The organism is Mycolicibacter kumamotonensis (genome assembly GCF_002086285.1).
GTDB classification, from domain to species: Bacteria; Actinomycetota; Actinomycetes; order Mycobacteriales; family Mycobacteriaceae; genus Mycobacterium; species Mycobacterium kumamotonense.
In genome coordinates, this window is sequence record NZ_MVHU01000062.1 from 1 (window position 1) to 11,441 (window position 11,441).

The 11,441-nt window shown below is 66.8% G+C and carries 10 protein-coding genes; 4 read left to right on the forward strand and 6 right to left on the reverse strand.

All coding sequences use genetic code 11. From position 1 onward, the window contains the following. Nucleotides 1-510: TerC family protein (locus BST28_RS22235; protein WP_420093457.1), on the reverse strand; the 510-nt coding region annotated here is incomplete at its 3' end. A gap of 132 nt (nucleotides 511-642) precedes the next feature. Here BST28_RS22235 and BST28_RS22240 point away from each other — a divergent pair. Next, nucleotides 643-1,041, forward strand: a complete 399-nt coding sequence (locus BST28_RS22240; RefSeq protein WP_083083130.1) for a nuclear transport factor 2 family protein — start codon at nucleotides 643-645, stop codon at nucleotides 1,039-1,041. A 297-nt stretch (nucleotides 1,042-1,338) separates the two neighbouring features. Here BST28_RS22240 and BST28_RS22245 read toward each other — a convergent pair whose 3' ends face one another. Continuing rightward, nucleotides 1,339-2,214: a transposase gene (locus BST28_RS22245; RefSeq protein ID WP_234808382.1), complete on the reverse strand. Its 876-nt coding sequence runs from the start codon at nucleotides 2,212-2,214 to the stop codon at nucleotides 1,339-1,341. A gap of 4 nt (nucleotides 2,215-2,218) precedes the next feature. Continuing rightward, nucleotides 2,219-2,494, reverse strand: coding sequence for a helix-turn-helix domain-containing protein (locus BST28_RS24975; RefSeq protein ID WP_234808383.1), 276 nt, complete (start codon nucleotides 2,492-2,494; stop codon nucleotides 2,219-2,221). Between the two features lie 74 nt (nucleotides 2,495-2,568). On the opposite strand from BST28_RS24975, the gene BST28_RS22250 reads away from it, so the two are divergent. After that, nucleotides 2,569-3,873, forward strand: coding sequence for a cytochrome P450 (locus BST28_RS22250; protein WP_083083132.1), 1,305 nt, complete (start codon nucleotides 2,569-2,571; stop codon nucleotides 3,871-3,873). Between the two features lie 235 nt (nucleotides 3,874-4,108). Here BST28_RS22250 and BST28_RS22255 read toward each other — a convergent pair whose 3' ends face one another. From BST28_RS22255 to BST28_RS22265, 3 genes are all read right to left on the reverse strand, one after another. Next, nucleotides 4,109-5,815: an alpha/beta hydrolase gene (locus tag BST28_RS22255; RefSeq protein WP_083083134.1), complete on the reverse strand. Its 1,707-nt coding sequence runs from the start codon at nucleotides 5,813-5,815 to the stop codon at nucleotides 4,109-4,111. Between the two features lie 10 nt (nucleotides 5,816-5,825). Continuing rightward, the gene (purL, locus tag BST28_RS22260; protein WP_083083136.1) at nucleotides 5,826-8,120 is read right to left on the reverse strand and encodes a phosphoribosylformylglycinamidine synthase subunit PurL; all 2,295 of its coding nucleotides are present in this window, start codon (nucleotides 8,118-8,120) and stop codon (nucleotides 5,826-5,828) included. Nucleotides 8,121-8,184: 64 nt separating this feature from the next. Continuing rightward, complete coding sequence (locus BST28_RS22265; RefSeq protein WP_083083140.1) at nucleotides 8,185-9,459, reverse strand: M18 family aminopeptidase; 1,275 nt, start codon at nucleotides 9,457-9,459, stop codon at nucleotides 8,185-8,187. A 52-nt stretch (nucleotides 9,460-9,511) separates the two neighbouring features. Here BST28_RS22265 and BST28_RS22270 point away from each other — a divergent pair, with 52 nt between their 5' ends. After that, on the forward strand, nucleotides 9,512-10,525 hold the full coding sequence (locus BST28_RS22270; RefSeq protein WP_207570174.1) for a Dyp-type peroxidase: 1,014 nt from the start codon (nucleotides 9,512-9,514) through the stop codon (nucleotides 10,523-10,525). Beyond that, the gene (locus BST28_RS22275; RefSeq protein ID WP_065288229.1) at nucleotides 10,525-11,322 is read left to right on the forward strand and encodes a family 1 encapsulin nanocompartment shell protein; all 798 of its coding nucleotides are present in this window, start codon (nucleotides 10,525-10,527) and stop codon (nucleotides 11,320-11,322) included. Before BST28_RS22270 ends, BST28_RS22275 begins: the two co-directional genes overlap by 1 nt. Nucleotides 11,323-11,441 lie beyond the last annotated feature (119 nt).

Sequence of the window (11,441 nt, forward strand, 5' to 3'; positions counted from 1 at the left end):
CGCTTCCACTGCACCCGCAAACAGCGGGCCGCAACCCGGACTTGCAGCTGATTGCCCGGCCAAAATCGAAGAGCCGCCATACATAGCCCACAGTGCTGCTAGCGCGATACCGTTGGCCGTGATGATGACCGCCGGATCTGTAGTGATACCAAAGCTAGCGGGTATCGAGTCGATAGCGAACAACAGATCAGTAAGACCCAACGCTACCGTCGCTGCTAACGCGGGGGAACCGAGCTTTGCCGCCCATCTGGCTAAACCGCCGTCTGACTCACTCTCGCGGCTCTCAGACCGCCATACGCGGTACGCGGTAAGCAATAGGATGATACCCAACACGTAGTGCAGCCACGACATATGCTCTAGTGCTTCCGCACCGATAACGACAGCACCTATCCGCATGAGTACCGCTATGCCGATACCGCCGTCGGCCGGCGTTCGGCGGGGCATCCGCTCACCGCTGAGCAGGGACAAATCGGCACAAGTCAGGGCCGTCGCTCCGAACACATTGCTCATTCCGGGCACCACGTCAATCGCACACCTGGAGCACAATCTCGCAGCTAAAGACCTGCAACTTACCGCAGACGATCTGACGGTGATCACCACGGCCGTCGACCAGTCGGGGGTCGAAGTTTGGCGACCAACACGATGACTGAACACCCGAACGCCACGGTGCTCCGCGATCTCTACGCCGACCTGACCCGGATTTCGGATTACGTTGCCGACGACGTGGTTCTGCACGCAGCTGAACGTGACATTCCTGGAGCCGTTCCCGTCTATGCTGGCGCGCAGGCTGTTCTGAACAAGGAGGTTGGCCTGGTGTTGAGGACGGCCGGAACCCTGGTGATGGATGTCGACTTTGTCGCCGCGAATGACCACTTCGGCGCGGCCTCTGGATATCTGCGCGCCAACCTGAACGGCGAATCCATCGCCATGCCGTTCTGCGGACTGTGGCGATTTCGCGACGGGCGCATAGTCGAGCACTGGGAAAATGCATATTCCGCAGCTGAATTCGCCGAGTTTCTAGCACGTAACCCCCTGCCGTGACGTCTCACGCGTCCGTTGCGTAGACGCCGAACGCGACCTGCAAGCGGTCCGCGGCTGACCTGCGTCGACCGACTCTGATCGTTCAAGGGAAGGAGCTGACATGACCGGGCGATCTATTACTGGGAACCAGATCCCTTCGGCGCCGGGCGCATTGCCGCTAGTAGGGCATATGTTGCGGCTTCGTCGCGATCCACTGGGATTCTTGGACTCGTTTCCCTCGGATGTCGACCTCGTTCGGTTCCGCGTTGGACCTAAGTGGTCTGGCCCGGAATTTTGGTGACGTATTCGTCGGGGCGGTTATGCGGCGGGTGTGAGGGCGGCGTGTTCGTGGGCGGCGATGCGCTCGAGTAGGGCGTTCAGGTCGTCTTTGGTGAAGTTCCATTCGAACGGTGTGGCGATCTGTTCGTAGTACGACTGGAAGTCGATGAGTCGGGCCTCGACTTCGTCGAGGGTGTGAAAGTCGTTGGGTGAGACGACTTTGCGTTGCACGATGGAGAAGTAGATCTCTACTTGATTGAGCCAAGACGCGTGTACGGGCTGAATCAGGCGCAGGTTGGGCCACCGGTCCTGGAGTCGGGCGATGCTGGCCTGTCCGCGGTGCGACGAGCCGTTGTCGACCACCCAGAACACTCGACGCGCGGTGGCGTAGGGCTCGGTGTTCATCACTTGGTCGACCAGTCGGCCGAAGGGGTCGATGCCGGTGGTGGGCTCGCAGCGGCCGAACACTGTGGCGCGGTGCACGTCCCAGGCGGCCAGGTAGGCCAGGGAGCCGCCGCGGAAGTACTCCGCCTCGATGTGCGCCGGCTGGCTCGGTGCCACAGCTGTGCTGGCATGTTTGCGGATGCGGGCCTGGATTGAAGTCTTCTCGTCGGCGGAGATCACATATTCGTCGTGCCGCAGCGCCTTGTTGTTGAAGCGGCGGGCGTAGAGGTCGAGCACGCGGGCCGCCTTGGGCCCGAAGTTGGGGTCGCGGGGGAAGATCCAGGAGCGGTGCTGCCAGGGCTTGATCGCGTCGGCGGACAGCCAGCGCCAGATCGTGGTGCCCGAGATCGAGGCGGCGATGCCTTGCTCGACGGCGGCGCGGGCCAGATCTGGGCAATGCCAGCGAGCCAGCGGCCTGGGCGGGTCGGCCTTGGTCGGGAATTCGCAGGCCAGCGCCTTGATGGCGATCACGACGTCAGGGGGAAAAACTCGGGGGTCGTCCTCCCCGCGGCAGATCGGTCAGGCCGGCCAGACGCTGGTCGAAGAAGCGTTTACGCCACTTGGAGACGACCTGGCGCGGGGTGTCCAGGCGTGCTGCGATCTCGTCGTTGCCCAAGCCGTCAGCGGCGTAGAGCACGATCCGGGCGCGCACAACTTCCGAATACGATGACGTATATCGACGTGCGCGGGCCTCGAGTTCGGTGCGTTCGGCATCGGCCAAGGCAATGCTATACGGACTGGTTCGTGGCATGCTGCTCCCTTCGTCAAGGGAACCATCTCACGTAACCGTATGAAAGTGTGGGATCAAATTACGTCACTGTAATTATGAAATGGACCACTAAGCGAATGACAATGGTTCGGAACCCGGAACTGGCACACCAAATGCTGTGCGATGACCGCACCTTCGATAAAGGCGGGCCGTTGATCGAACTGGTCAAGCCCTTGGTCACCGATGGCCTGGCCACATGTCCACGTAGCCGGGACCGCAAGTATCGCCGACTTATTCAGCCCGTCTTCGACCCGACCCGCCTGCCGGGGTATGCCAACGCGTTCACCGCGACAACCGGACTCGTCACATCACGATGGGGCGATGGGTGTGAGATCGACGTTCCGGTAGAAATGCGCCGAATCGCCATACACGCCGCGGTGCAAGTCTTGTTTTCGGGTGTGCTCGCTCCCGACGTGGTTGATCACCTAGCCGATGACTTCACGGATTTCTTGGCTGTGGTCGCACAACGCGTTGGCCATCCGCCCTATCTCCACTGGGTACCGACCCCCGCCAACCGTCGTTTCAACCAGGCGGTCGCCCGTATCCGCCAGCGCCTCAGCCTTGTGATCGCCGAGCGCCGGTCTGAGGTCGAGGGCTACGATGACTTGCTCACCGCTTTGCTGGCAACCACCGAAGACGGGGGTCCTGCACTAACCGACGACCAGATACTCGGTCATGCAGCCACTTTCATCGCTGCACCCACCGCCACCATCGCCAGCGTTATGGGATGGGTTCTGTTCATGGTCAGCAGCCACCCCCAGATTGCGGCTCGACTCCGCACCGAAGTCGATACCGTCTTGGCCGGAGGTCCTGCCGGCTTTGAGCATGTATCCGAGCTGAAGCTCACCCGGAACATCATCACGGAAACCCTGCGGATGTACCCCAGCGTGTGGATCATGACGCGGGTGGTCACCACCGCCACACAACTCGGCGGACACGATCTTCCCGCCGGAACGATCCTCACCTACAGCCCCTACCTCATGGGGCGCAGCGCTCATTACGACAACCCCGACTGCTTCGACCCTGACCGCTGGGATGAGTCGCGCTCCTCCCCACCGCGGAACACGTTTGTTCCGTTCGGTAAGGGCGCGCGGCAATGCATCGCTGCCCAAGTCGCGCCCCTCGAGATGACCCTCATTCTTGCGACGATCGCTTCGCGCTGGACCCTCACGACCGTCCCCGGCACGCCACTGCGGCCACGCGCAACCGTCAACCTGACCGCACGCGGGCTGCGCCTGCGTACCTCTCTTCGCCGTCCCTCGAGTGCCATCAGCCACCGAGACGACGCCGAACACGTCCGACCGCTGGACGCAATGGCGGGAACCAGCCGGTCAATTCGGCGAAAGCAGTGGCTGATCTAGGGTGTTTGTTGGGTTTAGCAACACTGGGCCCGTCTGAACGCAGCTCGCAAGGGTCCAATCAGCCCCAAGAGGCGAACCTGCTGGCAGCTTCACGGCGGGGTGTTCGTGCGCGGGGTTGTGGGTCGCTCATGCCGACCGACCGATCCGTTACAGCGACTTCTGCAGGATAATCCCCGCGCCAGCTACCCGAGCGAACATTGAGGACCGGGCCCTTTAAAGCCTAGGTGTGGACTCCTCATGGCTGACCCAGCGCCGCGCGCAGCCGCTCGGTGTCGGCCGGGTTCCATCCGTCTGGCGGCAGCACGGCCACCCAGCCGTCGAGGATGGTGCCCGCGTAGTTGTGGCCATGCCCGGTGGGCATCGCCTCACCGTGCGCCAGGTCCGCGCTGACCTGCCAGAACGTCACCACGGGATACCAGCGCATGGACGCGGTGCGATCCGGTCCGGGTGGCTCGGTCAGCCAATCCGGCCGGGCGAACAGCAGATCCGGCGACCACCAGACCACCGGGTCGGAGGCGTGCTGTAGGAACAGCACCCGGGGGCCGAGCCACGGCGGCGCGGCGATCGCCGCGACCTCGGCCGGCTCCGTGCCCTGGGCGAACCGCACGGTTCGGCCGTTGTCGTAGCGTGGCAGCGTCGCCGGGCTGCCCGGGTCGCGGCGCACCAGCAGCGCGTGCCACAGCGGGCTTGCCTGCGGGGGGCCCACCCACAGCACCGCCTCGAATCCCATCTCGGCGATGTCGGGCAGCCAGTCGAACGCGGCCTGACCGGCCATCGCCCCCAGGCTTTCGCCATAGAGCACCAGCTTGGGCCGGTGCTGCGCCGGCAGGCGTTGCCAGCGGTCGGCGATGGCATGCACCAGCAGGCGGCCCGAGTCCATCGATTTGCGCTGGTCGGCCAGGAACGAGATCCAGCTCGGCAGGTAGGAGTACTGCACGGCCACGATCGCGGTGTCGCCGTTGTAGAGCATCTCCACTGTGTCGGCCGCGGCCGGATTGACCCAGCCGGTGCCGGTGGTCGGCACCACGACCAGCACCTGCCGGTCGAAGGCGTGCGTGCGTTCCAGTTCGTCGACCAGTAATTCCATCCGGGCCTGGTCGTCGCCGGCGCTGTGCAGGCCGGCGTAGACGCGGATGGGCTCGCGGGCGGGCCGGCCGTTGATCCGGCTCAGTTCGGCGGCGTGCGCTCCGCCGGCGACGAAGCTGCGGCCCTGGCTGCCCAGCGTGTCCCACGGCGCCAGCGACGCCGGGCTGCCGGAACGCTCCGGTTGCTGTGGCTGGACGGCCCAGGGTTTGGTGGCGCTGTTCTCGGGCTGGAACACCGCGCTGGCGCCGGCGAAGAAACCGCGGATCAGCACCCCGTTGATCAAGGTGACCAGCACGACGACGACGATCGCAGTGCCGATGAACAGCGCGACCTCACTGTTCAGATGCCAGCGCCGGATCAACGCCCGCGCCACCAGCCGGATGGTGTCGATCAGTGTCCGCGCCGTCGCCACCAGCGCGGCGGCGACTCCGATCGCCACGGCGAGGGTGCGCAGGTAGCCCAGCGTGGCCGGGCCCTCGATGCCCAGCAGCTCCGAGACCTGCCGTTGCCAGCCGGCGGCCGGGATCACCATCAGCACGCACGCGGTCGGCGCCACCACCACGACGGCCGTCTTCAGCGCACGCAGCACCCGCGGCGACGGCGGCCACCACCGGGCACCGCGTAGTACCAGCCGGTCGGTCAGCAAGCCGATCAGCACGCCCAGGCCGTAGCCGAACGCGGCGTTGATGCCACCGATCAGCCCTTGGAACAGCCAGTCACGCGGCAACAGCGACGGCGTCAGCGACAGGCAGAAGAACAGCGCGCCGAACGCCACCCCGACGAACTTCAGCCGCACCAATCCCCACGCCCACACCAGCAGCGGGTGTCTCCCCCGCGGTGCGACCGTGGTCCCCATGCCGCTACGGCTATCCGAAGATCCTCGGCAGCACCGCCTCGGATGTGCTGCGCAGTTCCGCCAGCGACACACTGAACTGGCCCTGAACCTCCACCTCCGTCGAGGCCTGGTCGACTACCCCGATCCGGGTGACGGGCAACCCGCGCGCCTCGCACATGGACCTCAACCGGCTCTCCTCGGTGCGCGGCACCGCTACCAGCGCCCGGCCAGCGGACTCGGAGAACAAGAAGACGAATGGGTCGGCGTCTTCGGGAAGCAGTATGCGGCAACCGGTTTCGCCCGCTATGGCCGATTCGACCACCGCCTGGATCAGGCCGCCCTCGCTCAGGTCGTGCGCCCCTGAGACCAGGCTGTCGCGCGATGCCGCGCACAGCACCTCGGCGAGCAGCTTCTCGCGCTGCAGGTCGACTTTCGGGGGCAGCCCGCCCAAGTGGTCACCGGTCACCTGCGCCCAGATGGAGCCGTCGAACTCATCGCGGGTGTCGCCGAGCAACATCAGGGTCTCGCCCGGTTCGACGCCAAACGCCGACGGCAGTCGGCGCTCCACATCGTCGATGACGCCGAGCACCCCGACCACTGGGGTGGGGTGGATGGGTGTGGCGCCGGTCTGGTTGTAGAAGCTGACATTGCCGCCGGTGACCGGAATCCCCAGTGCCGCACAGCCGTCGGCCAGGCCGCGAACGGCCTCGGCGAACTGCCACATCACCCCGGGGTCTTCCGGGGACCCGAAGTTCAGGCAGTTGGTGACCGCGACCGGCGTGGCGCCGGTGACCGCCACGTTGCGGTACGCCTCGGCCAGCGCCAGCTGGGCGCCGGTGTAGGGGTCGAGCTTGGTGTAGCGGCCGGAGGCGTCGGTGGAGATGGCGATGCCCCGCCGGGAGACCTCGTCGATGCGCAGCATTCCGCCGTCGGCGTGCTCGGCCAGCACGGTGTTGCCGCGCACGTAGCGGTCGTACTGCTCGGTGATGAACGCCCGGCTGCACAGATGCGGGCTGCCCAGCAGCGCAAGCAGAGTCGCGCGCAGCTCCTCGCCGGTAACCGGTCGTGGAAGCTTGTCCGAGCGGTCGGCGTTGAGCGCGTCCTGGTTGTCCGGGCGCTGCACCGGACGGTGGTAGACCGGGCCCTCGTGGGCCACCGTGCGCGGCGGGACGTCGACGACGGTCTGCCCGTGCCAGGTGATCTGCAGCCGGTCGCCGTCGGTGACCTCGCCGATCACCGTGGCCAGCACATCCCACTTGTCGCACACCGCCATGAACGCGTCGACGTTCTCCGGGGTCACCACGGCGCACATGCGCTCCTGCGACTCACTGGAGAGCACCTCGGCCGGGGTCATGTTCGCCGCTCGCAGCGGCACCTTCTCCAGCTCGATCGCCATTCCGCCGTCACCGGCGGACGCCAACTCGGATGTGGCACAAGATAATCCGGCACCGCCGAGGTCCTGAATGCCGACCACCAGTCCGGCGGCGTACAGCTCCAGACAGCACTCGATGAGGACTTTCTCGGTGAACGGGTCGCCGACCTGAACCGACGGCAGCTTTTTGCGTCCGGCGCCGGACTCGTCTCCGCCGAAGGTGTCCGACGCCAGCACCGAGACCCCGCCGATGCCGTCCAGGCCGGTGCGCGCACCGAACAGGATGATCTTGTTGCCGGTGCCCGACGCGAACGCCAGGTGCAGGTCTTCCTTCTTGAGCACCCCGACGCACAGGGCATTGACCAGCGGATTTCCGGCATAGCAGGCGTCGAAGACGGTCTCACCGCCGATGTTGGGCAGGCCCAGCGAGTTGCCGTATCCGCCGATACCGCGCACCACTCCGTCGAGCACCCGGCGGGTGTCGGGGGCGTCGGCGGCACCGAAGCGCAGCTGGTCCATCACCGCGACCGGGCGGGCGCCCATCGCCATGATGTCGCGCACGATTCCGCCCACCCCGGTGGCGGCGCCCTGATACGGCTCGACGTAGGACGGGTGGTTGTGCGACTCCACCTTGAAGGTGACCGCCCAGCCATCACCGATGTCGACCACGCCGGCGTTCTCACCGATACCGGCCAGCATGGCCTTGCGCATCTCGTCGGTGGTGGTCTCCCCGAAGTAACGCAGGTGCACCTTCGAGGACTTGTAGGAGCAGTGCTCGCTCCACATCACCGAATACATGGCCAACTCGGCGTCGGTGGGACGCCGGCCCAGGATGTCGCGGATGCGCTGGTATTCGTCGTCCTTGAGACCCAACTCGGCGAACGGTTGCGGGTGATCAGGCGTCGCAGCGGCGTGTTCGACGGTGTCCAGCGTGGTCGGGGGCGTCACGGCCACAGTCTATGGCACCGCTGTCGCCCCGAGCGCCGTCGTTGCAGCGCAGACGGCCGCGCCGGATCGTTCAGTCCGGCGCCAGGAAGGCGGTCAGGGCGGCCGCGTACGAGGCGACGTCGCGCGCCCCCATCAGCTCCCGGGCCGAATGCATGGCCAGCTGCGGAGCGCCCACGTCGACGGTCGGGATGCCGGTGCGGGCCGCACTCATCGGGCCGATGGTCGATCCGCACGGCAGGTCTGCGCGGTGTTCATAGCGCTGCAAGGGCACGCCCGCCTGGTCGCAGGCCAGGGCGAACGTCGCCGCGGTGCGACCGTCGGTGGCATAGCGCAGGTTGGGGTGCACTTTGAGCACCGGACCGGCGTTGACCGCGATCTGATGACCCGGCTCGTGGCGGTCCGGGTAATTGGGGTGGGTGGCATGCGCCATGTCCGCCGAGGCCAGCGTGGAGCCAGCCAGCCGCCGCAGGAAGTCCTCCCGGTCGCCGCCGGCGGCCAGGGTGATCCGCTCCAGGACGCCCCGCAGCAGATCCGACTGGGCGCCGTGGTCCGAGGTGGACCCGACCTCCTCATGGTCGAACAGCGCGAGCACCGGCAGGTAGCGGCCCGGCCGCGCCGCGAGCAGAGCCTCCAGCCCGGCGTAGCAGCTGGCCTGGTTGTCCAGCCGCGGCGCGCTGACGAACTCCGGGCCCAGACCGGTCACGGCCGACGGCGCCAGGTCATGGGTCATCAGGTCGAAACCCAGCACGTCGCGCGGCTCCACCCCGGCGCGTTCGGCCACGAAGCCGAGGAAATCCCGTGGCGCGCCGCCGGCCGCCCAGACCGCATTGAGGTGACGCTGGGGATCCAGCGTGAGCGACTTGCGGTCCTCGGACAGGTGGATGGCCAGCTGAGGCACCCGCAGGATCGGCTCGTCGATGCGGACCAGGTGGTGGCTGATCCCCGAGCCGGCTGCACCGTCGCGCACCGAGAGCCGCCCGCTGAGCCCCAGGTCACGGTCCAGCCAGGAGTTCAGCCACGCACCGCCATAGGGTGCCAGCGCCACCAGTTGCCAGCCGGCCACCTCGCGGTCGGGATGCTGCTTGACCCGCAGGTTCGGACTGTCGGTGTGCGCGCCGATGATCCGGAACGGGTCGGCGCCGGCACCGTATTCCAGACCCCTCCACGCCACCAGTGAGCCAGCCCGCACGGTGAAGTACCGCCCCGGTGTCTGCGGCCAGCGGTCGGTCTCCGCGACGTCGGTGTAGCCGGCGGCCCGCAGCCGTTCGGCCACGGTTGCGCAGGCGTGAAACGGCGACGGTGAGGCGTCGATGAACTCGCATAATCCGGTTGCGGTAGCCGCCATGGGCTCAAGTCTTTCGCATTCCGGGCGGCGCGGGGGCGTTAGGGTCGATAGCGTGCCGTCTGTTCAGCCCGTCACCGCTCCCCTGACCTGTGCGGCCATTTTCCTGGTCGCCACCATCGATGAGGGCGGTGAGCCGACCGTGCACGAGGCGCTGCCGGAGCTGGCCGGGTACGCCCGGGCGATCGGCTTCCGTGACCCGACCAAGCGGCTGTCGCTGGTGACCTCGATCGGCTCGGAGGCCTGGGACCGGTTGTTCGCCGGGCCCCGCCCGGCGCAGCTGCATCCGTTCGTCGAGCTGGTCGGTCCGCGGCACACCGCGCCGGCCACCCCGGGTGATCTGCTGTTTCACGTCAAGGCCGAGACGATGGATGTCTGCTTCGAGCTCGCCGGACGCATCGTCAAGACGATGGCCGGCGCAATCACCGTGGTCGACGAGGTACACGGCTTCCGGTTCTTCGACAATCGCGATCTGCTCGGCTTCGTCGACGGCACCGAAAACCCGGTCGGCGACGAGGCGGTGGACGCCACCGCCGTCGGTGACGAGGACCCGGATTTCGCCGGCGGATCCTACGTTCACATCCAGAAGTACCTGCACGATATGACCGCCTGGGAGGCGCTGCCGGTCACCGAGCAGGAGCGCGTGATCGGGCGCACCAAGGCCGACGACATCGAGTTCGACGACGCGGTGAAGCCGGCCAACTCGCATATCGCGCTCAACGTGATCACCGACGAGGACGGCAACGAGCTGGACATCGTGCGGCACAACATGCCGTTCGGCTCGGTGGGCTCCGGCGAGTCGGGCACGTACTACATCGCCTATGCGCGTAGCCCGGAGATCACCGAGCAGATGCTGCGCAACATGTTTCTTGGCGACCCACCGGGGAATACCGACCGCATCCTGGATTTCTCCACCGCGGTCACGGGCGGACTGTTCTTCACCCCGAGCGCGGACTTTCTCGACGATCCGCCGCCGCTTCCGGGCTCGGCGGCCCCGACCCCGGCCGAGCCCGCCGAGCCCGCCGTTGAAGGCTCACTGAATATCGGCAGCCTGAAAGGAAATTCGTAATGAACAACCTCTATCGCGATCTGGCCCCGGTCACCGAGGCGGCCTGGGCCGACCTCGGTCAGGAGGCGGCGCGGACGTTCAAGCGGCACATCGCCGGGAGGCGAGTCGTCGATGTCAGCGACCCGGCCGGTCCGACGGCCGCCGCGGTGGGCACCGGACGGCTGACCGGGATCGGCGCCCCGGCCGACGGTGTGGTCGCGCACCTGCGCGACAGCAAGCCGCTGGTGCGCCTGCGGGTTCCGTTCACCCTGTCGCGTGCCGAGATCGACGATGTGGAGCGGGGCTCCCAGGACCCCGACTGGGACCCGGTGAAGGCCGCGGCCAAGAAGCTGGCGTTCGCCGAGGACCGGATCATCTTCGGGGGCTACCCGGCCGCCTCGGTGGAGGGCATCCGCAGCGCCAGCTCGAATCCGGAGTTGACGCTGCCGGAGGACCCTCGAGGCATCCCGGACGTCATCAGCCAGGCCCTGTCGGCGCTGCGACTGGCCGGAGTGGACGGCCCGTACTCGGTGCTGTTGTCGGCCGACGTCTACACCAAGGTGGCCGAGACCTCCGATCACGGCTACCCGATCCTGGAGCACCTGCGCCGACTGGTGACCGGCGACATCATCTGGGCACCGGCGATCGACGGCGCGTTCGTGCTGACCACCCGCGGCGGCGACTTCGACCTGCAGCTGGGCACCGACGTGTCGATCGGCTACCTGTCCCATGACGCCGAGAACGTGCAGCTGTATCTGCAGGAGACGCTGACCTTCCTGTGCTACACCGCCGAAGCCGCGGTCGCGCTGACCTGCTAGTGTCCTGAGTCATTAATTACAATCTAGTTGTTAGGCTGGGTTGTGCCGACGCCTCATGCTGCTGAGATTGTGCTGACCGCTGATGAGCGGGCCGAGTTGGAGGGGTGGGCGCGACGACG

Bases quoted from the DNA above. Each gene is read 5' to 3' on its own strand.
- BST28_RS22265 (WP_083083140.1), bottom strand. From the start codon at position 9,459: ATGGCGGCTACCGCAACCGGATTATGCGAGTTCATCGACGCCTCACCG.
- BST28_RS22255 (WP_083083134.1), bottom strand. From the start codon at position 5,815: ATGGGGACCACGGTCGCACCGCGGGGGAGACACCCGCTGCTGGTGTGG.
- BST28_RS22250 (WP_083083132.1), top strand. From the start codon at position 2,569: ATGAAATGGACCACTAAGCGAATGACAATGGTTCGGAACCCGGAACTG.
- BST28_RS22240 (WP_083083130.1), top strand. From the start codon at position 643: ATGACTGAACACCCGAACGCCACGGTGCTCCGCGATCTCTACGCCGAC.
- BST28_RS24975 (WP_234808383.1), bottom strand. From the start codon at position 2,494: ATGCCACGAACCAGTCCGTATAGCATTGCCTTGGCCGATGCCGAACGC.
- BST28_RS22275 (WP_065288229.1), top strand. From the start codon at position 10,525: ATGAACAACCTCTATCGCGATCTGGCCCCGGTCACCGAGGCGGCCTGG.